Annotated in this window: 25 protein-coding genes; 7 read left to right on the top strand and 18 right to left on the bottom strand. The window is 36.3% G+C overall.

The annotated features are described in order from the left end of the window. The first annotated feature begins 30 nt into the window (after positions 1-30). The 3 genes from QH639_RS18725 to QH639_RS18735 are packed head-to-tail and all read left to right on the top strand — an operon-like array spanning position 31 to position 3,320. Entirely contained in the window at positions 31-1,566 is a 1,536-nt protein-coding gene (locus QH639_RS18725; RefSeq protein ID WP_278234025.1) for a recombinase family protein, read from the top strand. Then, a complete protein-coding gene (locus tag QH639_RS18730; protein WP_032673146.1) occupies positions 1,567-2,439 on the top strand; it encodes a ParB N-terminal domain-containing protein in 873 nt (290 codons plus the stop codon). 8 nt (positions 2,440-2,447) lie between these two features. Next, a complete protein-coding gene (locus QH639_RS18735) occupies positions 2,448-3,320 on the top strand; it encodes a plasmid partitioning protein RepB C-terminal domain-containing protein (RefSeq protein WP_009652943.1) in 873 nt (290 codons plus the stop codon). A 3-nt stretch (positions 3,321-3,323) separates the two neighbouring features. Here the strand turns inward: QH639_RS18735 and QH639_RS18740 are convergent, their stop codons facing one another. The 7 genes from QH639_RS18740 to QH639_RS18765 all read right to left on the bottom strand — a co-directional run bounded on the left by QH639_RS18740 (position 3,324) and on the right by QH639_RS18765 (position 10,344). Continuing rightward, on the bottom strand, positions 3,324-4,928 hold the full coding sequence (locus tag QH639_RS18740; RefSeq protein WP_001737750.1) for a TIGR04141 family sporadically distributed protein: 1,605 nt from the start codon (positions 4,926-4,928) through the stop codon (positions 3,324-3,326). Between the two features lie 20 nt (positions 4,929-4,948). After that, positions 4,949-5,659, bottom strand: coding sequence for a His-Xaa-Ser repeat protein HxsA (gene hxsA, locus QH639_RS26540; protein WP_481817304.1), 711 nt, complete (start codon positions 5,657-5,659; stop codon positions 4,949-4,951). Further along, positions 5,578-6,690 (bottom strand): His-Xaa-Ser system radical SAM maturase HxsC, encoded by a 1,113-nt coding sequence (gene hxsC / locus QH639_RS18750; RefSeq protein ID WP_148875165.1) that lies wholly within the window; start codon positions 6,688-6,690, stop codon positions 5,578-5,580. Before hxsC ends, hxsA begins: the two co-directional genes overlap by 82 nt. Continuing rightward, positions 6,683-8,071 (bottom strand): His-Xaa-Ser system radical SAM maturase HxsB, encoded by a 1,389-nt coding sequence (gene hxsB, locus QH639_RS18755; RefSeq protein WP_278234024.1) that lies wholly within the window; start codon positions 8,069-8,071, stop codon positions 6,683-6,685. Before hxsB ends, hxsC begins: the two co-directional genes overlap by 8 nt. Next, positions 8,071-8,349, bottom strand: coding sequence for a His-Xaa-Ser system protein HxsD (gene hxsD, locus QH639_RS26545; protein WP_481817305.1), 279 nt, complete (start codon positions 8,347-8,349; stop codon positions 8,071-8,073). The genes hxsB and hxsD overlap by 1 nt, the downstream gene beginning before the upstream one ends. A 958-nt stretch (positions 8,350-9,307) precedes the next feature. Next, positions 9,308-10,114 carry a hypothetical protein gene (locus tag QH639_RS18760; RefSeq protein ID WP_278234023.1) on the bottom strand — a complete coding sequence of 269 codons (807 nt, stop codon included), beginning with the start codon at positions 10,112-10,114 and terminating at the stop codon, positions 9,308-9,310. Positions 10,115-10,140: 26 nt separating this feature from the next. Then, complete coding sequence (locus tag QH639_RS18765; protein WP_148875168.1) at positions 10,141-10,344, bottom strand: hypothetical protein; 204 nt, start codon at positions 10,342-10,344, stop codon at positions 10,141-10,143. A gap of 265 nt (positions 10,345-10,609) precedes the next feature. Here QH639_RS18765 and QH639_RS18770 point away from each other — a divergent pair, with 265 nt between their 5' ends. From QH639_RS18770 to bamE, 4 genes are all read left to right on the top strand, one after another. Continuing rightward, positions 10,610-11,011 carry a hypothetical protein gene (locus QH639_RS18770; protein WP_278234022.1) on the top strand — a complete coding sequence of 134 codons (402 nt, stop codon included), beginning with the start codon at positions 10,610-10,612 and terminating at the stop codon, positions 11,009-11,011. 4 nt (positions 11,012-11,015) lie between these two features. Then, positions 11,016-12,287: a relaxase/mobilization nuclease domain-containing protein gene (locus QH639_RS18775; RefSeq protein ID WP_278234021.1), complete on the top strand. Its 1,272-nt coding sequence runs from the start codon at positions 11,016-11,018 to the stop codon at positions 12,285-12,287. A 310-nt stretch (positions 12,288-12,597) separates the two neighbouring features. Then, positions 12,598-13,266, top strand: coding sequence for a hypothetical protein (locus QH639_RS18780; RefSeq protein ID WP_278234020.1), 669 nt, complete (start codon positions 12,598-12,600; stop codon positions 13,264-13,266). Positions 13,267-13,295: 29 nt separating this feature from the next. Continuing rightward, positions 13,296-13,670, top strand: a complete 375-nt coding sequence (bamE, locus tag QH639_RS18785; protein ID WP_281114982.1) for an outer membrane protein assembly factor BamE domain-containing protein — start codon at positions 13,296-13,298, stop codon at positions 13,668-13,670. 78 nt (positions 13,671-13,748) lie between these two features. Here bamE and QH639_RS18790 read toward each other — a convergent pair whose 3' ends face one another. The 11 genes from QH639_RS18790 to QH639_RS18840 form a co-directional block, all read right to left on the bottom strand. After that, the gene (locus QH639_RS18790) at positions 13,749-15,005 is read right to left on the bottom strand and encodes a hypothetical protein (protein ID WP_281114983.1); all 1,257 of its coding nucleotides are present in this window, start codon (positions 15,003-15,005) and stop codon (positions 13,749-13,751) included. Between the two features lie 395 nt (positions 15,006-15,400). After that, positions 15,401-15,814 carry a hypothetical protein gene (locus QH639_RS18795; protein WP_049077747.1) on the bottom strand — a complete coding sequence of 138 codons (414 nt, stop codon included), beginning with the start codon at positions 15,812-15,814 and terminating at the stop codon, positions 15,401-15,403. 97 nt (positions 15,815-15,911) lie between these two features. Continuing rightward, on the bottom strand, positions 15,912-16,310 hold the full coding sequence (locus tag QH639_RS18800) for a hypothetical protein (RefSeq protein ID WP_001052045.1): 399 nt from the start codon (positions 16,308-16,310) through the stop codon (positions 15,912-15,914). Further along, on the bottom strand, positions 16,311-17,942 hold the full coding sequence (locus QH639_RS18805) for a DNA-binding protein (protein WP_278234018.1): 1,632 nt from the start codon (positions 17,940-17,942) through the stop codon (positions 16,311-16,313). It lies immediately after the preceding gene. Then, positions 17,942-19,252, bottom strand: a complete 1,311-nt coding sequence (locus tag QH639_RS18810) for a tyrosine-type recombinase/integrase (RefSeq protein ID WP_049077743.1) — start codon at positions 19,250-19,252, stop codon at positions 17,942-17,944. Before QH639_RS18810 ends, QH639_RS18805 begins: the two co-directional genes overlap by 1 nt. Before the next feature lies 1 nt (position 19,253). Then, the gene (locus tag QH639_RS18815; RefSeq protein ID WP_278234017.1) at positions 19,254-20,459 is read right to left on the bottom strand and encodes a site-specific integrase; all 1,206 of its coding nucleotides are present in this window, start codon (positions 20,457-20,459) and stop codon (positions 19,254-19,256) included. Between the two features lie 380 nt (positions 20,460-20,839). Continuing rightward, a complete protein-coding gene (locus tag QH639_RS18820) occupies positions 20,840-21,046 on the bottom strand; it encodes a helix-turn-helix transcriptional regulator (protein WP_001075424.1) in 207 nt (68 codons plus the stop codon). Between the two features lie 90 nt (positions 21,047-21,136). Then, positions 21,137-22,003 carry a DUF6387 family protein gene (locus QH639_RS18825; protein WP_000996591.1) on the bottom strand — a complete coding sequence of 289 codons (867 nt, stop codon included), beginning with the start codon at positions 22,001-22,003 and terminating at the stop codon, positions 21,137-21,139. Positions 22,004-22,142: 139 nt separating this feature from the next. Further along, complete coding sequence (locus QH639_RS18830; protein ID WP_278234016.1) at positions 22,143-23,357, bottom strand: tyrosine-type recombinase/integrase; 1,215 nt, start codon at positions 23,355-23,357, stop codon at positions 22,143-22,145. A 286-nt stretch (positions 23,358-23,643) separates the two neighbouring features. Further along, complete coding sequence (locus QH639_RS18835) at positions 23,644-23,796, bottom strand: hypothetical protein (protein ID WP_021514559.1); 153 nt, start codon at positions 23,794-23,796, stop codon at positions 23,644-23,646. A gap of 205 nt (positions 23,797-24,001) precedes the next feature. Next, on the bottom strand, positions 24,002-26,683 hold the full coding sequence (locus tag QH639_RS18840) for a hypothetical protein (RefSeq protein ID WP_278234015.1): 2,682 nt from the start codon (positions 26,681-26,683) through the stop codon (positions 24,002-24,004). Positions 26,684-26,884 lie beyond the last annotated feature (201 nt).

Raw genomic sequence — 26,884 nt, forward strand, 5'->3', positions numbered from 1 at the left:
GTTCGCTTTTGACTGGTCGGAGAAAGTGTAATGGGTGATGAAAGTCAGAAAAATCATAAAATTAGAGTCGCTCAGTATCTGAGGATGTCCACAGACCATCAACAATTCTCAATCGACAATCAGGCTCTTTATCTAAAAAAATATGCAGAAGATCACAATATGGTGATTGTAGAAACTTATGATGATGAAGGTAAAAGCGGAGTCTCCGCTTCAGGTAGAAAAAACTTCAACAGACTAATAGAAGATGTCGTTACAGGAAGAGTAAAAATAGAAGCTGTTCTTGTTTATGATGTCAGTCGGTTTGGTCGATGGCAAGATAATGATGAGGCAGGGCATTATAGTTATCTACTAAAATATCATGGGGTTAGGATTATTTATTGTGCTGAGAACTTACCAGATGAATCGCCTGAAATCCAAATGCTTACACTTCCTGCTCTTAGATATGCTGCTGGAGCTTTCAGTAGGAATCTTTCAGTAAAAGTTTTTGCGGGACATGTAAACCTTGTTAAAAGGGGATACTATCAGGGAGGAATACCAGGATATGGATTAAGAAGAAAGTTAATTGATAATAAAAATAGACCAAAAATGATACTTTGTCCTGGTGAAAGAAAGAGCTTGCAAACTGACAGAGTAGTTCTTATTCCTGGTACAAAAAAAGAAATAACGCTGGTAAAAAAGATATTTAATATGTTTATTTTTGATGGATTAAATGAATATCTTATCGCAACAAAACTAAACAGAGAGGGGTATACATATAGTGATAAAACAGAATGGAACAGGAGCAGAATACATTCAATTCTAATCAATATTCGCTACACAGGGAAATATACTTATAATCGTACTTCACAGAAATTGAACGCCCAAAGAATTCAGAATCCACAAGAAGAGTGGATCGAATATGATTCATTTTTCAAGCCTATAATTTCACCAGAGAAATTTAGATTAGCTAAAGAAATCATTGATAATCGTTCAAAAAGAATGACCAATGAAGAAATACTTAATTTTTTGAAAAAAGTTCTCATTAAACATGGTAAAATTTCAGGTTTTATTATCGACGAAGATGATAATGGTCCGTCGAGTAGTGTCGTAGCAAGTCGTTTTGGTGGGCTTTTGAATGCCTATAAACTCATCAATTACACACCAGAAAGAGATTATCGATTTATAGAAATAAACTCAGCCTTAAGGGTTAGACATGCCGACACTATTAAGACAATATGCAAGGAAATTACAAATAGTGACGTAACAATATCTGAAAATAAACTCATTACGATCAATAAAAGCTTAACCTTTACCATAATACTTGCACGCTGTAGAAAAACCTCTACAGATAAATGCAGATGGATTGTGAGATTAGACAGAAGCATTAATTCTGACATCAACATAATTGTAAGGATGAATAGCCTTAATAGCGTCCCCCTTGATTACTATATCCTCCCTTCTATTGATTCATTTGAAAATGAATTAAACCTAAAAGAAAATAACAGCCTTCTCTTTGAGATGTATCGATTCGACGATATCAACATATTTTTTAAAATGCTTTCGACCAATAAAAAGGAAGTAGCTTAAATGAAAGATGATCAAATCCACATGATTAAGATATCCGACATAAAAGTAGTCATCCCACGTTCACGAAATAAACTTCGACATTCGGAAATTACTGAAAGTATCGACACAAGTGGACTGAGAAAGCCAATAACCGTACGTCGAATCGTGGACAAAAAGTATCAATTCGCTTTAATTTGTGGTCAAGGAAGGCTCGAATCATTGACAGCTTTAGGAGAAGAATTAACACCAGCAATCGTACTTGATATAGATGAAAACAAAGCCTACATAATGAGTCTGGTTGAAAATATGGCAAGAGTAGTTCCTCGTGCTGGTGAACAGTTCCAACGTATAAAGGAAATGACAGAGCAAGGATTAACCAATAAGGAAATATCTAACTCGACTGGATTATCATTACACTGGATAACAAGTCTGACAATGCTTATCAGTAAAGGTGAAAATAAATTATTATCCGCTGTAGAATCAGGCAGCATACCTATCTCGCTTGCTGTTGAGATTGCAAGAGTCGATTTTGAAGGTGGTCAGGAATTGTTAATTAAAGCATTTGATAAAGGTCTAATAAAACACAAAGATGTAGGAAAAATACGTGAGATACTTGACTCACGAGATGAAGGCTTGAAAGGATACCTAAATAATAACTTTGGGATAACAAAGAAAAAGAAAAAAATGACTACAGATGAATTAAAAAAAATCTATCAAGATAACATTTCTCAGCACAGAAAGATTAAAAACAAAGCAGAATACGTTGAGATGAATTTGTTGATAGCAAATCAAATCTTTAAAGAACTTGTCAATGATGAAGAGTTTTTACGGATATTAGATGAAGAAAGCCTAAATGAAGTAGTAAATATTATAGTTAAAAACACGACCAATTGAGGTGCAAAATGATTAAATATTGCTTTAGTGAAAAAACAATCACTTTCAAATTATCTGATCTTGTTCATACTAAAAAGCTGCCTACTAACTTCAAAAATAGTAAAAAATATTCCCAGATCAAAAGCACCATATCAGCGTTGGGACTTGTTGAACCGATATTAATTTACATCGATCAAAGTGATAAAACTGCAAAAATAATCGATGGACACCTTAGAGTCGAAGCACTAAAAGATATTGGGGAAGATAAAGCAAACTGCCTAATTTCAACTACATATGATACTTATACACCGAACAAAAAAGTTAACCGTATAACAATTATACAAATACAGAGAATGCTGAAAGAAGCTGTAAGAGTGGGAGTGCCTGAAGAAATGTTATGTACATCATTAAATATAAGTATAGATTCTCTAAGAACCAACATGTCCGTATTGAAAGGGATATGCCCTCAAGTAGTTGATTTATTTAATGATAAAGATATTCCCATAAATACTTTTAGAGTTTTAAAAAGAATGGTTCCTTTCAGACAAATAGAATGTGCTAATTTAATGATAAGGTTTGATAATTACTCAAAACTTTTTGCTGAGTCTCTATATCATAGTTCCTCCCCTGAGTTGTTAATTGACAAAACTAAAAATAATATAGATACAAAAACTGGTAATAGAAAAGCTATTGAACGACTTGAGAAAGAAATGGCTCAGGTTCATTTTGACACGCAATCAATACAAGAGAGTTATGGCTCAAATAGCTTGAAACTGACAATTCTCATTTCTCACATTAAAAAACTTCTTGAGAACCCTAAAATATTTCACTGGCTTCTTAGGAACAAAAATGAATACCTTAATGAACTGACTAAAATCTCTGACATTGATAAATTAAATTGAATCTTATTTTTTTTGGGGTTTACAAATTTTCTTTTTATAAATTGTGGGGTCTACATCTATCTTGCAGATCCTAACTTCGTATCCGAAATTAGAAATAGTTTTATTAAAATTCTTCAAATTTATCTTAGAAAACAAAGGCAAGTCATCCGGGAGGTTTTTACTTGTGGCAATCGCGAAAACTATTTTGTATTTCTGAGCCTCTGGCCTTAATGTATGGTCAGCTAATTTTATATGCGCTGGCAATTTTTCATTAAGCTTCCATCGAAATTCAGAATCGCTTATGAAAAGTTCAGAGCTTATAAATCCTTGTGAAAATAGATGGCTCATGCTTTGCGCACCGCTATAATATTTCACATGAATGAAATCAGTTGCACCTCTAATAATATCGCAAAATTCAATTTTACTTCGCCCACCACCATGATATATGAACTTTTGATCCATATGAGTAAAGCTTTGATCAGCAAGACAAGTTTCTTTATTGTATTGCTCTTCTCTTTTATAAGAATAAATCGGGAATTTGTCGGCTTCCTCATACAGCTTAATTCGTTTAATTTCATTATCAATGGTGGAAACAAACTTTCTATCAGCCACGTACCAAATTGAATCTCTCAGGATATAGTTTTGATCACCTTCCTTTATCTCAGCATACAGACATCTATAAAGAGACCATTTTTTTAAAGACTGATAATCTGCATCTAAAACATGCAAACTGCTTCCTTTGAGATCATTTAAAGTAATTTCAATCTTTTTGCTTTCAAAATACTCACAAATATGACTAACCGACAAACTTTCATAAATCATGCTTCTTTGTCGCTTCTCAAAACAATAGCCTATCTGATTCTCCCAATCTACAATTTCAGGTTCACCCAGCCATATGTCATTAAAATCTTTTGCTTTTATTAAATCGACCAGAATTGAATCAAGTATCTCAACTTCTGCTTCATCTGCCTCTTTTATATTATTAACCCATTCAAACTCTTCAGGGAGAGGCTGAGAATAAATGGAGTCTATTTTATTTAACAACTCCGGGATGGATTTCAGGTCAATATCAGGCATAATTACAAATGCATCTTTACCCGTTATTTTATTACCTAAAACATCTTCAGTGGAAGTCCCTGTCAGAGTTGTAAGTATATCCATCTCGGAATCAATTTTAAGGTTAAAAATATCAACCTCTTTACTACTTTGACTACGAGTTAATAGATTTGTTTCATTATGGCTGCCTTTATCCAAACTACGAATTTTGTTATGTTCAATACAATTAAGTGTAGTTTTAAGACCAAAACCTTTGACAATACTATTGTCATTAATTAAGTGATGCCCTGTCCCGAAAGGAATTAGATATCTTGAGTTATTCATTTCAACAACCAAGACTGCACCAGTGCTACTATTTTTCCCGAAGAAATTATGATCCAATTCTGGCTTTTGGCTTGTAAATAAAGTTGTCCACTCAGGAGGCTTGGGATCTAAGAATTGTTTTGCATACAAATACACCCTAGCCTCATCTATGTTGAACTCAATCGGATTTCTCACTCTCTCCAAATTCAAAACTTTTTCAATATCATCATTGAATCTTTTTGCTTTATATATTGAGAGTTTAATCTTCATTTCATTCCATCCTGAAATCTTTAACGGGCCAGAATATTTAACGAGTTCAATAATTGAGTATCCAGTGTTTCTGTTGCAGGCGTTGGTAGTCCCTTCGCAATTCGGTAATTTTTTATAGACTGCCTTGTGGAGGGCCCCATTATGCCGTCAATATTCCCGTTGTAATAACCGTTGTCCAGCAAAGCGAATTGAACCCGCATGATTAAGCGCTTACGCTTCTCTGTACCAGAAGTCAGCCCATTACTTGCACGGTTAGCTTCTGTAGTTCCAACTGAATTCGTAGTAGTAGAGTTAATATTGTCGTTAGAACGAAGCGAACGCACAGAAGAGGACGATGAGGAACTTGTTCCTGAACTTGAAGAACCAGATGAGCTTGGTGAGCTGTATGTTTTTGGATAATAAGGAGTGCTGCCACCATAGTACCCGCCGCCTGATGATGATCGGTGAGAACTATGGCTCCGATGGGAGCTATGACTGCGATGCCCTGCAATGTAGAATGGAACTTCGGTGTTAAGTGGGGCTATCACTAAATCATGTTCATTAAGAGTCATACCAGGCAAATCACTTGCTCCGGTAGATGAATCACTTGCCCATACAGAATTATTGAGTGCCAAAAATCCCGGAAGTAGAGTAGCAAAATTAAATTTTTTCATAAAATTGGTCTCGGTGGTTGATGAAAACGGCCTGTTGAGGAACTGAAATAACCAGCACAGGAAGACTTCTGAGTGCATTCATCACATTCTTTAGGATAGTAATTTTTCCAATCAGAGATCGACTGAGTGGCAAGCTCCCAAGCTCTTTCAGGAAGATGACACAAAGGATAATTAAAAATTGTTAAAGGTATGCCTGACCTGCGTGCAGCGTCTATGGCAGAGGTTATTTTCTCACTATAACTGCTGTGCTCAATGAAGATTGTTGACCAGTTCTTTCGCGCCCAACCGATAGATTCCAGCCCCATAAGGGAAATCTGATTGATGTTGGAGAACACACGGCCAACGAACTCTACAATATCATCCAATTCTGTATAGTTAGCCAGTGTCGGAATAACTCTAAGTTCGATATTAATCCCTGAGTTTCCTGCATTGATTAACCCCTTAACCGTTTCATTAAATGCGCCATCACTCCCTACCAGATGATCATGCACAAGTGGTCTTGATGAGTAGAGCGGGATACCAAAGGTGATTTTGATCTTTTTGCTTCGCTTTGCCATTTCCTGAGTAAAGTTGATATCAGCAAATTTGCGTCCGTTTGTTAAAACATGCAAAGCAGTATCTGGTGAATTCTCGATGATAAAATCAATGAAGTGAAGGAAATCATCTCCATACAGCAAAGGTTCTCCACCGCTGACCCCAACAACTCCATCCAAACCAAATGAAGCTATAGCAAGAGCTGATTGGGTAAGTAGCCAGTCATCATTTGATTTCTTTGGTGGCTGCGAACAAAACAGACACAAGTTATTGCAGCGTTCCGTTACTAAGACAGTATTATGATTGGCTCTGCGGGACAGAATTACGCGTATCATATTGCCATTGTTGATTATCCCAATATCTCCATCTTCAATTGACTCATATAATTCAGTGCTAATAACAGAGAAATCAAAGTATGGTTGAATGGCATCATTATTGCCTTCAGCAACTACCAGTAAATTGGGCAAAAAGAATAAAGGGTTCATTGGTTTTTGTTTGCATAACCGATAGAACCCCGTGGGCACATTCTTTTTTGAAGCAAAATGAAAGATATCGTTCCTAATAACCTCAGACATATGCCCATCCTTTTAGCATCTCAGCCTTCGGACCACCTTCTGAGATGCAGTTCATCAGATACCTGAACATCCCCTTGTGATACTGACAAAACGTTGAACGACTCCTATCACCAACAGGCTCACCCTGTACACTTATGTTCTGGCATGGATCTGCACCGCAAAATGGTTGATATGCACATGTATCACAACCTGGCAGAGCAAAATTGAACGATGAACTCAACACTGCGTTATAGTAAGGACTCTTAGAAAATGATAGCGTTTTAACCTCACCCGCACTGAACTCCGTTTCAGGGTTCACCTTCTGCAACATACGGCTCTCATCGCTACCATATACTCGACCGTTATAATTGAAAAGAATACTGTTAAGCACGACCCCGCTTGGCGACTTTAAATCCGCATAACCACTAAAGCCGGGATTGAAGATCCTTTTCAGATGAATGGAGGCCGAATGTTCCACAACCCTTATCCCTTCATTATTCATCTTAAGGATTTCATCTATCAACGAGGCATAGAAACTGAAGTATTCCTCCATAGAAAATGTGAACGATGCTTTTTGTGCAAACCCATAGGGACTAACAGGTCGGATAAACATATCCTTGAGGCCAAGAGACAAGTGAGCCTGGACAATTGATTCAGGATGCCTAATGAGATCTTTAGTAACTGTAGTAACCGTTGCAACGCGACCAGCGCCTAAAGACCGTTTGATAGCCTCTACCCCTGACACTGTTCTACTGTAAGCAAGCCCATGACCAAGAATTCGATTACTGTTGTGAACAACTTCCTCACCATCAAGCGAAAGAGAGAACGTTATGTTCCTGTCTCTCGACCATTCAAGCATATCCTCATTCAAGACAGACAGGCTTGATGCTACCACCATCTCAAAATCGGTGCTTCCCAGCGTTTCAGCACATTGCTCATAGATAGATTGAATTAAATCGAACCGCAAGAGTGGCTCTCCACCCTGTATCTCTATCTTGTAAGGTGGTGTCGATAGTTTTTTGATAGTCGAAATGATATCAGGGATGAGATCGGGATCTAGATCATAACCAGAGGCGTTCACTGAAGCTCTACTGACCTGACAATACTTGCATGTATGGTCGCAACGCAATGTGGGCACAATCATGAAAATTGGCCTGATCGCCAGTTCATTCATCAATCGTTTTGCAAAAGCAGAACTTAAAGCATAGGGAGCAATAGCTGATGAGCTTTCGTTGGCTATGAACAGCTTGCTTTCTAGTGCGTTTGATTGCTCCGCACTGATTTGCTCATCAGAAAGATCAAGCAGCTCTTGCTCATTAATGAAGTGATGAAAGCCAGCGAGGTTGCTTATAAAAACCCGTCCATTAGGCAATCTGTCAAAATTGAATGGCATCAATTCCATTACGAAAGCCTTTCATCGACACTGCGAAGCACTTTATGGACAATAGAATCTCTCAACGCCCCCGTTTTATGCTGTAGTTTTTCTCGCAAAGCATAATCATTCAGCAGCCTCTCGAATTCATAGAGGCATTCGGGACTATCGTTTTCAAAAGAGATTGTCCAGGAGGATATATCTTCACAAAGTTTCCACTGAGTAAGAGAGGTCATCCAGTAAAGGCTATTGCGTATAACCCATTCAGAAAACTGATTTTTTCGTAACACCTTTTCCCACATTGTCATTACCTTCCAAAGAAATAATAACGGAAAGAAACCTCTTCCATTTAAAGATTTTTCTTATTGAATTAAAGATACAACACTTTTTAGAAAAATGTTACTGAGTATGTCAAAATTATGAGATCCTGTTCACTTAGAGATTAAATCGAATCACATACTCAAATGATGCAGCAGTACTTTTCTATATTTATTAACTCATTGATATAAAAGCACAAACATCTTTCATATTGGAATCTAGTTTACTACTGGGCTACATTTCAAGAGGATATGATGTGATAGGTCTGTAGAGAACCAGCACTGCAAAGGCACTAAAAACCACACATTGGTTATTTACTCGCCTTTGGTAAATAGATACGCTATCTATACCGATATTGTAGTAATAATTGACATAGCTGGTCATTTCTTGGTTTTTTAGGAAAATGTGAATACAAATCATCGGTTATTATGAAGTTAAATAACCAACTCTACATTGCTAATAAATTAAACAATATACGACATAGTTATTTCAGTCAAATATTTATACTATCTTTATCTTTATTTTAGAGGCGACATTCTCGCCTCTAATTAAAATAAGTTTGAATTAATTAAAAGTCAGGATTTGAGGAACTTATTTTTCATCCAAATGGTCATATCTTCTAATAACGCCATCGCACCGTTCTTATCTCTGGTAACTCCCCAAAAGCTTAATGTGAGGTGTTTTTCATTCCTGAAAAAATAAACACCAGACTCTTCAACACTAGTCGTTTTTATAAATAGATAATGATTTTTATATTCAATGAAATTAATAATTTTTTATTTGCTATATATTAAAGCCAAACCTTTTAATGTATATAGCGAAAACAACAGACTAATAAAAAAGGTTTTAGCAGTTTCAATATGAATAATTCTTACTTGACTAATTTTAATTTTTTTTACGGCGTGTAAGTTCATCATCCCCTCAATTATTAATGAACACCATCATTATTCAATGAAAAATGTTTTTCAAAAAGGAAATCAACACATTTTCTTTTTTTCTATCTTCTTTGAATTTATCATAATTTGGGAAGCTGAATGGAGTTGCTGATATAATTTCAGACTGTTTTATAACCAACTTAATATCTTCTGCTAATTTTGAGTAATGAGTAGTGAATGTGACAGTTAATGTGTCTTTATTGCGATAGCCACTTACCACTGGTATTAGTTCAATCTCTTGATCTGGTCCTTCTGTCTCGTTAGGTTCTCCTAAAGAAACAACCTTCCCGACGTATACCTTTCGATCAGACAAGGTTAACATAATAGATATATCTTCAATATTACCCTTTTTGATTGAGGACTTAAACAATAAATCATCTAAGGGGCTATCTCGTAATATATTAGACATAATGTATGGAGTGAAATTTTCAGTGGAATATTTCTTTTTCAATCTAAATATTTCTACCCGGTTCCAAAGATAAGGACTCAATATTGTAAAAATAAAAATGAGAATCAAATTTGCCAATTTCTTACTGTCTGCTGAATTTTCCATCCCACTATTAACCAACAATGCATCTAAAGCTCCAATAATGGAAAATCTAGAAAACGATAAATTGCATATGCTTGTAGGATAATAAATTATATTATCTATTAGCTCAGCAAGAAAAAAACCCATAAATAAGAAAAAAACACCATACTGAGCAGATTTTAAATATAAAAACTGCCCTTCATATCGGTATAGTGTGTTTTTAAGGACAGGATGAATCTGGCAAAAAATAAAACCGCTCACCAAAATAGGTAAAACAAGTAATAAAAACATTTTGATATACCATTTCCTAGTATTTCTTATTTCTCAATCAATCCCTTGGCTTTCTCAACAAATGCAATAAAAGCAGGATCTTGTCTTACTTCTTTTGGATCAATACGAACAGTTCCACGCCCTACAACCTCTAAGCTCTTGTAACTGTTTCTTATTTCTTCAATCATTTTCATCTCGCTTTCATCTGGAGCGAATCCAAAAAATCTGGCTATACGATTACTTTTATTCATGTGGTGGCTCCTCTAAATTCTGTACAACACTTACTAGTACAAATATTGCACAAACCAAGCAAATAGTCAATTTTTAAATAAAAGCAAGGGCTAACTCATCGAAGCGCTACGCTGCTTCTTCGAGTTCCCCTTGTTTTTTCGCCCTTCGGTTGAAAAAAATTAAAAGCAAAATCAACACACTGCATTGACATTACTCGCATCTATCATATAAATAAATTAAGCATAAGGAGTATGCTTTTATTTAATTTTATGAAAAGGAGTTCATATGGTCGAAAATAATACTTTTAATAAGATCGTTTTGGGTAAGCATTCCCGTAATGGAAGCATTAACGAAGCGAAGCTCTCACACAACCAGCTTCGTTCTCATTGCGTCAGTGTCAGATTAAATGATGAAGAGCTAACTCTTCTCAATAAGAGACGTGGCCGTCATCGTAAAGGCGAGTGGCTTCGCTTATCTTTACTTAATAAACTTCCTGCTGTCGTTCCAGCTATCAATATTGAAGCCTGGAAAATCCTTGGTGAGATTTCGCAGAAGCTGAACAAGCTTGTCGCTCATCTGGATAACAAAAGCCAGGGAAGCTCTCTGACGCAAACAGAACTATTCGCAGTGAAGCGCCAGATCTCTGAGCTTCGCATGAAGCTGATTACTGCTGACTTATGGAAATAAATCAATGAAGGGGATGCAGAAGATAAAGCGAGGTAAGAACTTCGCTGGCGTAGTGTTTTATGCATTGAGACCAGCTTCTCATCACAAAGTTGATCCAGTTGTCGTAGGTAGCAATATGATGGGGTGCCTTGCTAAAGAGCTAATAGCTGAGTTTGGTGCTACAAAAACACTTCGCCCTGATGTGGCTAAACCCGTTTGGCACAACTCGCTTCGCTTACCTAAAGGTGAATCACTAACGGCTAAACAGTGGTCCTACATCGCAGATGACTACATGGCAAGAATGGGGTTCTCTGAAACGCATCTCAGATGCTACATCCTACATGACGACGAAGACGGCCAGCACATCCATATCATCGCAAGCAGAGTTTCTCTTGATGCAGGAAAGCTCTACCTCGGCAAGAACGAGAACCTGGCAAGCACAAGAATAATTCAGCAACTTGAAAGAGATTACAATCTGACAAGAACCAAAGGACCGAAAGCTTCTCCAGCAGCGCCCTCACCTAAACCGAAGCTCAAAAAATCCCGTAATGAGATGATGATAGAAAAGAGAACTGGTGAGCTATGCCCAAAAGCAATCATCCAAAACGCCCTAAATGAACTGCTTGGCAGCAGGCAATCTATTATCGGCTTCGTGCAACAGCTTCTTGCTCAAAGGATCAAAGCCATCCCAAATATTGCTTCAACAGGGAAAATGAACGGCTTCTCATTCGAATACAGCGGAATTTCTTTCAAGGCATCTCAGCTTGGCAAAGCATATTCTTGGCCAGCTTTACAGGGCAAACTCGATTACCAGCCGGAACGCGATAATGGTTTCCTATTTGCATTGAAAATGCCCTCAGTCAGTAAGGCATCGGTTAGTGAAGCGCCTTGTATGTTCATGACTACAGATGCTCCTGAAATCACAACAACAGAAGCTAACGGCCCCATAGCAGCGCTTATCCATGATAACCGTGCTGGTCAGGACGAATACGCTAACGCTTTAGCCAAACAGCTTCACTTAGAACCAAGTGCTGGTGCTCAAGAAGAATTTGCTACCGAAGCGTTAAAAGAAGCCTACAAGCGAAGCTATAGGGCTTCAACGTTCAGATGGTTAGAAACCATCCCCTATCTCAATACCATTATTACCATCTTCAAAAACCTCAAAATCCCAACCCTTAAACGCCCTCGAAAACACAAAACCATCACTGGCTTGAGAGTGGTAGAGATTATGCCTCTCCCCCAAAAAAATCTCATCGAATCAGCACCTCAATCCAGAAGAGCTTCGCTTTCGATGTAAGGCTGACAAGCCTTTTTTGATAGATACAGCCCAATATATTGATCGTTTATACCGATCGATAATCTAGTGATGATAGCCAGAAACTATCATTAATCAGTAATCGATCGGTACAAGTGATTTGCGTTTCTTACGAACTAAGTCAAAATGTCAATTTATATGAAATCATCTAACGATATGATTTAACTAGTCTATTTACTTATTCATTAGCTCAAACGCAGAGTTTAAAATGGCAACTACCATCTCAACTGTAAGCCTGGACGGTTTCATACATCAGCGAATATGACTTCATTTTGAACACTAAGGAACTTGTATGAGCATCTCCGCTACGAAAAGCAGGAAGAAAGAAGCTGAAGCTGGTCTTTCTAATGATCCTCGGCAAACGGAAATCACGACACCCAATTTTGTGCTGTTTGGTGAAACTTTCACATTTATTGAGACTTTCTCTGCCACTGTCATCAACTCCGATCCAGGCAATGGTCATATCTGGGTAAAAACCAACACAGGGGATGAGAAGCAGATTTCTGACTATGGTATCCCTTTCAGAAGTTCACACACTATCCATAAATACGAACTTCGCCAATATAGTGAGGATGGTTCGTATGATGCATATAAAGATGCGCTTATCGTTAATAAGAAAACGGGTGAACACGAGGTAAACTTAAAAAGAAAAACCATTATTATCCCCGCTTTTCTGACAATGCTATTTCATACTGCCTCCACAGCATCGTATTACAGAGCAATGCCTGTTCCAAAGTTTCTCACCGTTATTTTCATTTTACTTTGTGCTGCTGCACTTATTTCATTTCTCACACTACCCTGGGGATTTAAAGACGGCTACATGTGGAGCGACCACAAATACATGTGGTTTACATATCTTTTCTCAAGAGTTGGAAGTTTTATTTGTATCAATTTGATGAAAAGACGAAGCCAGAAATTTGAAAATGAACTTAGAAATCTTATTGAGTCAGTAAAACGCTAAAATTTAAAAATAAAAAAGGAAAGTGTGGTATGAAAAAAAACATAATCGTAGGATTCGTTTTTCTGACCTTGGCAGGTTGTTCTTCAGTAGGCAACCAGTCATTGAAAAATGAGACGCAGGAAAGTGTGAAAACTAAAATTGTTAAAGGCAAAACTACAAAACAGGACGTGTTAGCATCGTTCGGTGAACCTGACAGCCGTTCTTTGATCGATGGTGAAGAGCAATGGTCATACACTATGTATAACAGCCAGTCCAAAGCAACCTCTTTCATCCCCGTTGTGGGACTGCTTGCAGGTGGAGCAGACTCACAAACTAAATCTCTGACAGTTTCTTTCAAAAGCGAAAAAGTCAGCACATACATCTTTAATGCTGGAACAAGCAACGTGAAGACTGGCATTTTTTAGATAAAAGACAAAACCAGCATCAAGGGAAAATTTAGCCCGCAGTTGAAACCTACGGGCTTTTTTTACAGAAAACATAAATCACTTTTTAAAGAAAGTGATTATCTTTTTCAGCCTCCCCCAAACTTTGCTCTTCATTTCTACAGTCTCAGTATTTTCCTTTAAAGAGGATTTTATTGGCTCTGGCTCTGGCTCTGGCTCTGGCTCTGGCTCTGGCTCTGGCTCTGGCTCTGGCTCTGGCTCTGGCTCTGGCTCTGGCTCTGGCTCTGGCTCTGGCTCTGGCTCTGGCTCTGGCTCTGGCTCTGGCTCTGGCTCTGGCAAAGGAGTACTAAAATCTAATGAAGTTTCAATATTATATTCATGATTTTTATGGTCTATATCAGATACTGAAATGGGTTGTTCATTCAATGATGATACAGACAGATCATTTTCAATGTAATAATTACTATCATTATATGAGCTTTCAAATTTACCCAAGAAAGCCACATATACTAATTTAAAGTGGTTTGTCTTAAATAGAAACTTATCATTTTCATCCGGCATCCCAAAAAAGAAAACCGTCAGGTATTTTTTAGCATTCCTTTTATCTTTAAGTCCCTTATAATACCTATCAGCTTCCTTCCTTTGCTTTTCATATTCTTTCCAAAACACATCCTTCTGACTTTTATTCCAGTCAGAAACATCAATTTCAAGCGTAAATGGTTTTTGGGTCTTCTTATCCCTTGCGAGGAAAGTAATACAATGTTTATCTGAATCTTCATGCAGACGAATATTAGACTGGACTACACCATAATAAATTGCAGGTTTGTAATAACGTATGTTGTTTTTGTAAAAAATAAGTTGAAACGTATCTTTATAAGATCGCGTGCCATATGGAGGGATTGATAGCTGTTCATTATGATTGCTATTATTTATGTAATAGTCAACGACTGGCTTAATACTTGATGAAGATACAGGATGTTCATTAGCTTTTTTTTCATCCTTGTGATTTTCATTTTTACTACTTCTGGCATTTTTAACACCACCTCTAGGCTTCACATCAATTTTTAAAAGTGATATAACCAGAGCTGGTGGCGAATTATGTTTTCTTTCGTCATTTGAAGTATGATTGTTTTTATATCTTGGGTCATGAATACCACATCCATCCTTATGTTTATCACCATATCTAAAATATGATTGATTAACATGTTTCATAGTAAAACTACAAGGTGTGGCTTTAATTTTACAAGGCTCGTATGGGCATTCAAAACTCGTTGTCTTAATGTAAAAATCATCCATTCCACGGAGATCATTTCCATGAATGATTTCATCAGTCGAACTATCCTTCGCAATCGTCATATCTTAACCCTATGAAAATCTATGTCCTTCTAAGGATTCTAGCTTTTTCTTATTGACGATCCAATCAAAAAATTGTATTCCAACTTACCAAAATACACTATCAAGCAGAAGTTATTAACTTAAGTGGTATAATTAGTATTTTTCAAAGAAATTAAATGTTCGACAGAACGATGCTGAATAATATCGCTAACCTTAGTAAGGTCAGGGAGTTGTTATACACAACTCCCCTCTATTATCCTTTGTTAAAGGTTCTGGGTATGTATGCATGGTAACAGTAAAAGCATCTTAGAGGATGCTTTTAAGCATTAATTAGATTCATGGAATTATAGATTTACGAATCTAATATTAAAATTTAGACTATAGATTAAGTAAGTTCAATGAAAATCATACAAACACTACAACCCATATCTTTTCTTTTTATCCTTTTTCGATAATTCTCTTTTTAGAGTTGAAGCCTCATATTTCCTTTTCTCATTAGCATAGACTTTCTCTGTTCGGCTACCATTACTGACTATAAAGTTAATCAATGAAGAACATATATTTTTCATACGCTCTTTGTTGATTAAATCATCATCCAGTTTATTTATATGACTATAATATGAAAGTAGCAGAAAGGTTAAAACAACCTCCCTGTTGGAGAAGGTCATTTTTTCGATACCACTTTGGTATTTGATATAAAATCCTGCACAAAAAAGATATGATTGTTCGACAATTCGTTGCTCTGAGAAACCAGATTCAGCGAGTTTATCAACGAATCGATCAAGCAGTAGTAGATACCTTTCCATTAAGTTAATATTTGTTTTATCCATAATATGCATCCTTGCAATAGTGAAATTTTGTCATCCTGACAATTAAAGAAATACCATAATTATTAATCATGTCAATAGTTAAAACCTATCCATTCTATTAAAGGTATTTTGCAGGTAACGGATTATTAAGTTCTTCAATCGTTATTTGTTTAAGGTGAGCATTATAAAGCCATACTTTGAACTGCTCTAAATAGCGTTCATTTAATGCCTTCAAAGCTTCATTTTCTGCTTCAAGTCTTCTAATTCGTTGAGAAGCCACTTTTAAATTAGCAGGTTTTACAGTGTATATTGCACCAGATTTGATAGTGGCTTTTTTCACACTGAAGCTTTCTGCAATCCTTACATGACTACTTAAGGATTGTCTTGATGGCCTTTTGCCAATAATCCTTACTAACCTGTCGCACAAAGCATCCCAGGTTAGTTTTTCATCTATAGACCATGTATTAATAACATCTACAATCTTCTTCTCATGATAACCATTTATATGCTTAGCCATTTATTCTCCTTTTTTTATTCTCTTATGAAATTCATACCATCTATCAGCATTTATGTTCCCATCATTTTTATCATACAGTGTTCTTTTTAAAATTTTATCGTGAATGTTTGAAATCGTTTCGTTATCTAAACCAGAATTCTCAATCGGATAATGTTCACACGGCTTAAACGCATATGAGTGTTTGCAGTAGCCATGTTTTGATACAAGTACTGCACCACTACTAAGTGAATCAAACTCATTAAGATCCACCACTGGAATATCCTTTATTCTGTGCTCATTAACACACACTGATAACTTTTGTTCTCTTATTGCTTTAGACATTTGAAGATGCGATCTGTGGTCATAAGAAACATTTTGAGAAATAAGCTTGCGTCCAGACCAGCGGGCAATACTGAATTCATCCATGCTATTTATTTGAGCAAATGTGTTGAGAAGATGCCTTAGTTGATGTGTTCTTAGCAAATATGGGCTACCATCTTCATTTATATAACCATATCTTTTAAAGATATTAAAATGTCCTTTTATATAATCAGAATCAACAATGTCAGTTTTAAAAAAACTCATTGTAGGTCTGAATAACTTATCTAACATTTTCTTTTTGTTTTGATTTAACTGTCCTTCAGTTAACAAGCAAAGCGCATTAGAATATTCAATTTTCTTCTCTCTATCATACCAAGGGAAATCTTGAGGTATATTCTCTTTAAGGGTCCCCATCGTTGAATTAGAGTGATTTTTTTGAAATTCAGTAGCCAATAACCTCGCTTGACTTGATAATTCTTTTAATCTGCTAATAGCCCTTTTAGCTACAGGTATCATTAAAGTTGGAATCCATTTTATATTACCTTCATACCCTTTTGCTGAAAAAAATCTCAATCCGTATCTTTGAATACCCTTTCCATCACATTCTGTAATTTCACAATCCGCTGGCAAAGCTAAAATTTCTGATATCCTACTTGGTGCGCACATAAGTAAAGCAAGCACAGATGTAGTAAATATATCTCTTGAAGATAATTGTTCATCCCGCTTTGAAAAAATCTCAGCAATCGCAATAACTGATTTGATATCAGGCAATCTAGGATGGCCTTCAAGTGAAGAATCATAACCAGTCCAAGACTGAGTAATCCTATATCTAATTGGATTTACCCAAAATAAATAAGATGAATTAGTCATCATATTATCACTTAAAAATGAACTCAATTTCTCAAGTTCTTTCCCAATAGCAAATGCATGTGCTTTAGAATACTTTTCAGAAGCTATTCTTATGCATTCATCAAAAACTGAATTGTTGCAATAGCTTACATTAGCTTGCATATTGATTTTCAGTAAAACGAATTCTACAATCTTCAACATTGATAATGTTGAGTGTTTCGTCTTAGATTTATTGAATGAATGCACATGCAACATATATGCTTTAGCAAAGTTAATAAAACTAACATCTAAGCATGCCTTGCTGTTTAGGTTGTTTTTTGTGTTAAACTTAGTAAACCTATATAAACCTTTCCATTTATTGCTTTCCCAGGAAGTTGTTAAATTATTATTAGAAATGGTATCCTTACAAAACTCGATGAACTTAATAACATTATCGTGTGGGTTGTTTCTATTACTCGGTTCAAAAATAAATATATTATTCATTATACTCTCCAGGGGTTGAATTTTTTACAAGATAAACATTTAAATTCCTCTTCCGTATCTTCTAATAATAAAAATGAATCTAAAACATACTTGATAAAAAAGTTCTTGTTTTCTTCAATCTCTACGCCCATAAGTATTTTAGATAAGGGGTTAAAAAATGCACTTAGTTTCTTATCGATATCATAAACACTGTCAGGATTATTTTTTATATAAATCATAGAAGAGTTTGCTGATTTATGATCTAACGCTTTAGCAATCACCTCAATTGAGGCTCCTTCATTAGCCAGTCGACTCCCTAATGTATATCTGAATCTTCTGGCATTAAGCTCTATATAGCTGTTAGTCCTTTCTGATCTAACATCGAATTTTGAAGGAAAGCGTTTTAATAGCTTTGACATGACTGAATTTTTCATATGGAAAAAATCTGTCGTTAAATCAGATAGAAAACCCTCAATTCTTTTTATTTCCGTAATCTTGTCTAAATCCATGAAGATTGGCAATTCGCCTCTATAGTTATTAATCCCAACACTAAATTTATCTTCGACAAACACCTGATTTTCATTAATTAGCATTGATAAGCTGTCATATAAGAACTTTTCTATCATTACCATGTTAAATTCATTTCTGAATGATTTCCTTTGTTTTACTTTTGGTACATTTAAAAAATACCCTTTCTCATTTTTAATGAGATCCTTAGCTTTTAGAGAGATTAATTGTAATGGCCTTCTTCCTGTTATTGCCAACAGAAGAATATAACAATATAAGAAGCGTTGAATTTTCTTCTGAAGATAAAGTTTGCTAACAGAGTTAAGGATATAATTTAGTTCCGTTTCAGTTAAAGGTCCTTTATTTGGATCTCGTCTTTTAACTGCCTCTCCTGTTTGGTTTGGAATGATTTTTATTTTCTCCAACATTCTAAGGGCAGTCGCTTCTACTCCAGGGTAATTGAGTTTTTTCCATTTAGTTATGAAGGCCTTAACTATGTTTAGCTTGTAGTTTCTCGCTGAACCTAAATAAACATTCAATTGATATATGGCTTTGTCATCAATAGTATCGATAGTCATCGCACCAAACCACTTATAAAATAGATTGTTAATGCTTTGAATATAAAAAGAACTATATTCAGACGCATAGTAAGCCAATGTTTTTAAGTAGCTAAGTTTCATTTTTGTAGGCATTCTATCTACAACTTTATGAGGGTATACGCAGTTTTCTTTATCCAGTTGCCATTTCTTATCTGACAGTTTGAAACTATACCTGTTCATCTTAGCAAAAAAGATTTGCTCACTTTCAATACATTTGTTTTCCATACTAAACTCCACTAATTACTTTACTTACTGATTTATAGACCTTTAGGACGACATCCTTCTCTTGTTGCGATATATATTTATAGTTGTATCTATCACACATTATTGACTCCTTTGACCAACCCATTAGATAATTCCTTAAATCTTTCCTTCTACTATATTCTAATTCAGCACCTTCTATTCCTTTAGAATACATATAATTCCAAGAGTGCCTTAACCTATGGCCTGAAAGATTATATAGCTCTGGACTTGCTCGTTTCAGTGTTGATATCACCTTCTCATAAGCTGAAATGCTTAAGGGTTCTCCTGCGTTTTTTCCGGTGCAATGAGCCACCAATAAGAAATTATGCTTTTTCCTTTTTGTCATTTTTTCTCTGCTATCACTTATGTAATCAAAAATTTCACAGGCTAACTCATCAGATAACGGAATAACCCTTTCTCCAGTCTTTACTAATGGTTGATAAGATCTTCCATCTTCTTTTGAATCATGTCTTCTGACTACACTTAAAGTGTTGTCTCTGAGATCAAAATCATCTATTTTAAGATTGAGCAACTCTCCAGCCCTTAAACCTAAATTTAAGAGCAAGGTAAATATTAGTCTGTTCCTGACCTGTACTTCCTTATGGAAAGGGTTTTCAATCCCGCCAATTTCCAATAGACGGAAAAGCACTTTGATCTCTTCTTCATTTAACGATTTTTCAGATATTTCATTCATATTCAATGAACTGTTTCTTGGAATATGTGCTCTGATACTTTCAATAAATACGTCTACTTCATACTTTGCATGAATCCCCTTTGACGAATGAACTAATCCACATAACCACTTAAGGTAGCGTGAAAAAACGTGTATTCTATAACTAAAGGTTCTCTTCGCAATAAACCTATTACTTGCTGATTTTATATTTATAATTTTTTGTCTGTCGAATCTTTGTTTCGCATATCTTACCAGATCATCTATTTCTGCAACGCTGAGATACTTTTTAAGCTCAATTCTATCAACTATATTAATTTTCCTACTATCCAAGAAATTACTAAAAATTAGTAAGTTAGTTGCAACTATTTCCATAGTTGAGGCGGTTGCGCCTCTATTTCTTATGTCTGTAGTAAGAAATAGATTTTGATAGTAAGCTGGTAGATTACTATTTTTATCAAGGATCAGGCATCCTCGCTCCCCATTACTCATGATGAATTTCTTTACTTTATATCCCATTTTGACCTCATTCTTTACAAATTAATATCACTCTCACTTATTAAATATATTCCAATTCAAAATAATTCAAATTTTTTACAATGACTTTAGTTTATTTGGCATATATATTAATGGCTTGGAAAAATTTATTTGACGTCAAATAAACAGGTACGGCTAGTAAAAGGTATCCATACCCGATATTAAGAAAACCATCTCTAAACCTTATAGCAAAAGCTCTGCCAGAAAAAAGGTAAAGAATTCCGTTAAATATAGTAATTTTTTAGATTTAAACTTTACAAAACCTCGTTTTTTTTGAAACTCAGTCAGTGAACTTATAAGGCCTATAAATTTACTTTCTTAATATTATTAAAAGTTAAAAGATCGATGTAGCAACATTCCTCTTAAGCAACATGCTTTCTTGAATTCTCTATAGTTAATTGAATCCATTCATCGATTTCGCTTTCGATAAAAGCAATAGCACGAATACCGATCTTTACAGGCTGTGGAAACCGATTTTGGCTGATAAGACGATAAATCCAAGCCTTACCAAATCCGGTTTTATTCATCACTTCTGACAGGCGGATAAGACGTGTGCATGGCTGATTCATGGTATTTCCCTCATCTATGTTGACGGAAATGAATATACGATTGAATCACCAGCAAAAAGAGCGACCTTCAGATCGCCAAGGGTCTGGATATCAGTCTTTATCAGAATCCGCGATTTTCATCACGTCTGAAACTCTGATGTTTTTGAGATGACTGTTTTTGTTGATGAACAGATGGAACTGACGGATGAAAGGTATACTGGCTGCTTTTATCGCCAGTGGTCTGTCTGTGTCCCGAATTTGGTGATTGAGGCGGGTCTGTTCTTCATCATCATCGTCGGTGTAAAGGAGGCGTGAAAGTCGATCTTCTGATATGCGAACCTTGTGCAGAGTAGACCATACAAGGATGTCAATCATGGGTATGAGTCTGTAGTTGATGATTTTCTTGATGGTTCCATAGCCAAACCTGATCGAATCAGATGTATCGGCTTCAATGCCCCGTACTTTACGCCATTGAGGTAGCGCGGCTTTCAAAGATTCAGCTATTTCCTCATCAGTTCCATTCGCAAGGTCTATTTCGACCATGACAGTATCTCTGAACAGCTTAGGGAGAGCTTCGGATACAGGGCTATCGAGAAATTCACGGTTAACCGAGTACTCATCACTTCCATCCCAGAAAAATAATGAATTCCGTAATCCAACGATGCTGAGCTGAGCCAGCCGTTCTGTCGTGGTCAAAAAGAAATGTGGGGGTTGGTAAAGGGTGTCCTCTCTCGTGAGGTATCCGAGATGTTGCTCTGTAATAAGAAACGGTTTTCCGCTGAAAATTCGGTCAATATAGAGGTTCACGGCTTTCGCTTCGAATTCCTCATGATAAGGCTTAAAGAACAGTGTCCTTGCAAGCAGCTCATGGTAAAGCTGTATGAGAGTCAGATCTTCAAATCCTCGATAGGTATTGATATCCAACCATTTTTTAACTTCTTTGGTGTGTTCCGTTGACCAGTTTCTCATGATTGCCATTTGGTGCCTTTGTTATTCCATTCAGAAATGGATAGTTGAACTCATCTGAGCGACCAGAAGCAATAATTATAAAAAATGCAGTCATAAAAAAGAGCTACGCTCTACCGAGACATAGCCCTTAGTTCAGCATCAGCTTCCTCTATGCACGTCGATTAAACGTCCCATGCATCACATTGCCACCATTCTCAAGGCTATCCATATAGTCAGCATACCATTGCAGCATCTCACGTCTGCCATCAAGATATTGCGCATGGTTATAGGTACCACGGATAGCATTCTTATCAAGATGCGCAAGCTGGGTTTCAATCCATGCGGTGTTGTAGCCTTGTTCATGAAGAACGGTGCTCATGGTATGACGGAATCCATGCCCCGTAACGCGGCCGGTATAGCCAATTCGCTTAAACACCTGATTGATACTGGCTTCGCTCATTGTTTTACTTGGATCATTACGACCGGGGAACATTAGATGAAAATTACCAGTCATTGCCCTGATTTTTTCAATAATTTCCAATGCCTGCACGGATAACGGAACAATATGAGGACGCCGCATTTTCATGCGTTCGGCAGAAATTTCCCATAACCCTTTATCAGTATAAATTTCAGACCATAACGCACCACGTAATTCACCCGTTCGAACACCAGTGATGATCATTAGTCGGGCGGCTAACACTACCAACTCACTACCAGAGTAGCCAGCAAGGGCTTTAAAAAAGGCTGGAAGCTCCTCAATGGTCAGGAATGGATAATGTTTAGACTCATGCCCCTGCATAGCACTGGTGAGATCTGGTGCGGGGTTATACTCGGCTCTGCCTGTAACTATGGCGTAGCGAAACACTTCACCACACCGCTGACGTACTTTCTTAGCTTTCTCAGTCGCACCTCGCTCTTCCATCTTTTTGAGCACGTTAAGCAATTCCAACGGCTTGATGTCTGCAACAGGACGTTGACCGATGAACGGGAAGACATCTTTGTTGAAGGCTTCAAGAATGTCAGAGGCATATCCCGCAGACCATTTCTTCACTTTCATGTTGTGCCATTCGAGCGCAATTTGCTGAAAGGTGTTTTTTAATTCTTCGATTTGGGCTAGTTTGCTTTCTTTCTTAAACGCACTCGGATCAACGCCATTAACCAGCAGCTTTTTAGCATCATCTCTTTTGCTTCTGGCATCCGCTAAGGTAATGGTCGGGTAAACACCAAACACCACACGTTTTTCTTTACCTGCGATACGGTATTTCATGCGCCAGCTTTTGGTGCCGTTAGGGAACACCTCCAGATACATGCCCCCACCATCTGCTAACTTATAGGGTTTATCTTTAGGCTTGGCAGTCTCGACCTGTCTGGCATTAAGCTTCATTTGGGGGCATCTCCTTTAGACCGAATACAACATGCCCCCACCGATGCCCCCAACTCACCGTAGATTTTCGTGAACGTGAGTAGACGAGCAGAGACAACAAGGGCCGTGAAACGGCGTATTATAAGGATTTAAAGGGTGTTTGAGTAGACTTAGGGAGACGTTAAAATAGGTAGGATGGTGCCGATAATAGGAGTCGAACCTACGACCTTCGCATTACGAATTATAAGAATCCGATTCTAATTCAAAGCATTACCCCATCAACACTGCGCTCACACGCCCCACCACATCAAAACATGTAAAGCCTTGCAAGCCATTGTGAGGCCTTATGTGTCTCAGTTTTGTCCCACCTTGTATTATGACTTGCATAGCCACTGAAGATAAACGTGACGACAAACAGCGCAGCAGTCTTCTTTTCTTTCACACTTTCCCCAATCAGCATACATACCTTCTACCATAACTGTAGTGAATGTCTGTTATGAGCGAGGGGCGGAAGTTCGGAATGCATACTTACTTCGATGTGTGTTAAGCAATGGGGGCAGGTCGGCAATTTATTGTAAAAGCGATAACACTAACAGCATTAGTGAAGAGGCTAAAGATTTGTTTAGAACCCGCCCCCTTAAGAGGCGGTATTCTTGGCAAACATTTTATTTACTGTTTATCAATTGCAATAATGGGATCTCAGCTACATCACTAGGAATATAGGGGTCATCTTCTTTTAAATTAACCCCAATACAATCAACATCATTTAACCCAATTTCCCAAGCCCACCTAACATCTAACGTACTCATTTCGATCCCTAAACTATCTCTTTGTGGATGCTCAGGAACAATATTTTTTAACATCGCATCACATCCAAGATAGAATTTTCCACAGGCCTGATACGCAGCAAGAAATCTTTCTAAATTGACGTTACTATCAGGAGTCATCGTATTAATTCTACTGATCATTGTCATTCTTTTAGTTAATGGCGTTGTCATCATATTTTCAGATATCAGTACTCTATAATGATTTGGGTTTTTAACTGAAATACCCTTGACAATACAAACCCGTAATCTGGCTTTACTATCTACCAAGCCTACTGATGATATAAGATCTTTAAAAATATCCTCACCTATATTGGGGTGTTTAAATAATAGATATAACCCTGGATAACACGATTTTAATTGAGCGAAGCCTACTCCTTGCCAGCGTGTTCTATCCCATAGACGAGGTTTGATTAGACTTTGTATTGAATAATCTTTATGCGTTATATTTTCGGAATTAAGTTCCTCTTCAGGCATTATTCCTTTACCAGGTGTTGGAACATTTACATCCTCGATCTCCAACACTTTCGGAAATTCACTATCCCAGGGTTTATCTCTTAAAAGAGGGTAAGTTTTCTTTTCAGCACTGGTGGAATAAATTTTCTTAATTTGTTGATCAATATCATTTCCAAGAACATTTTCAATAGCTTTGATACAGGCACCGAAACTAATTGCTCTGTCAAATGCAGCATCTTCGAATATCATTCTTTCAATGTATTCTGTATTTTTTATAAAAAATAACTCAGGGAGAAGATCAAATACTATTTTCTTGAATTCATTAGTAATTTTTTGTTGAGCATCGACTCTAAATGCACTTATTTCAAAACCATTGCAATTTATAGTAAGGTTTAGTTTTCCATTATTGCTATTTATTTCATGTGATAAGGAGAAGTCATCTTCATCATCTGCTATTACTTCAATAATTAAAAATGCTTCTTTCAGATGGATGTTATCAATCGTACAAGTTGCAAAAGCACTCTCTAAAAGCGCTAAGATACTAGTTGAAAACTCTATAAATGGTGACCGATTCGGAAAGTTAATTTCTATAGTGCATCCAAAAATAAAAGATGTATATATTCCTCGTTTATCATAGTTATCTTTTATGCCTTTACTATTGAATCCAGCATCAAAGTCACGTATTTTTTGCAAGAAATCATTATGATCTTTATCGGCAGTAACTTCATACTCATGTTCAAAATTTTCAATATAACCTAAAGCATATTTAAGACATCCAGATGATACAAAAAGACCTAATCTATCGAGTTCATCGGGAATATTACTCTGTCGATTTATTCCATTTAGGTCAGTGTTCAAAATGAGTTGACTTATGTAAAAATCAACTTGCTGATTTTCTTTATCGCCGAACGAGCTATCACTGATATTTTGGTTAATTATTAAAAACAGTTCATACCATAAAAGAGCATGTGCTAATTTCCCTAGTTTTATTTCTGCCAGGCATAAACTATAATAAATCTCAGCCTGCTTTAATGATATCTCATCATACTTCCAGTAGTTATCTGTAATCAAAGAAGCGGATAGAAGCAAGCATGAACGTGAACTCCATAGCAACCCAATGGATTCGTAAGCATAAGCAATAGCTTTTAATGCTAATATAAATTTATCTCGTGATTCCTCTTTATAGAGTGGTATAAATGATTTTCCTAAATACTTGATTGCCTGATAAGGGTGACCATTTTGAATTCTCTTTATACCTCTTCGTAGATTTAATAATGCCCCTTTAACTTCACCACCTCTAACAGCAGATTGCTCAGTCATATAGTCTAATAAATTTTCATATGCATCTACCTCGAAAAAAATGTCATCCAGTTCGTTCAAAAGTTGGAAGTTCTTCTCAAAGGAATAGCCTATTAAATTCCCACTATTTTTAAAAATTTCATGTAACTCTTCAAATACAACCGAAGCATCTTCTACATCTGAAAACGTTGTCAATTTATAAATAGCTTTGTGAGTTCTCGCTGTGAGTGCATTACTGGGACGTGATTCATCGTCAGCTATCTCATCTAGTTTAGCGAGCATGTTACGTTCAATATTCTCAATATCGATTGTAGATGTTGCGTTGTTAAGTTTAATATAACTTTTATGAACGGTTACTAAATTTAAAACTTTCTCCCATTTTGAGGAATTAGTTGATGATGCAATACTTTCATATGCAAATTGAAGATTTTCTTCAAAGAGATTAAAATCTTCCATCCAAAAATGAGACTTCCAGGCATATTGATAATACGCATCTAGCAATTGTTGATTAGTCCCGAATTTCTTTGATATTTTTATAGCTCTTTCAAATAGACCTTGTGTTTCAATTAGTGGTTTCTCAAGTTCAGCGCTTAACTCTGCAATTTCTAAAAAAATATCCACCTGTTCATATGAAATTTCAGCAGGGTTTATTTTCTCTCTAATATACTCGGTTAACTCTTCATATTTTTTATGCTTTTTATAATCATTTTCTCCAAAAACAACTTCTCTTTTATATTGCGTTGGAACTGACAATGAATCAATGGCCAATTGCTCAAAATTATTTTTGTAAATTTGATCTAATAGCCAATTAATATCTAATATACGAACATCTATTCCAGTTTTTGTTTTTAGTGTATCCTCAACCTCTGAACGAATATTGGACTTTGCAGACTGGTTCGTTACGCAAAATACTTTAGCATACCCACGTTCTGTTTCTTTTATCTTAAGTACATCTTCATGGCATTTTTT

The sequence above is a fragment of the Lysinibacillus sp. 1 U-2021 genome (assembly GCF_029916965.1).
Classification (GTDB): domain Bacteria; phylum Bacillota; class Bacilli; order Bacillales_A; family Planococcaceae; genus Lysinibacillus; species Lysinibacillus capsici.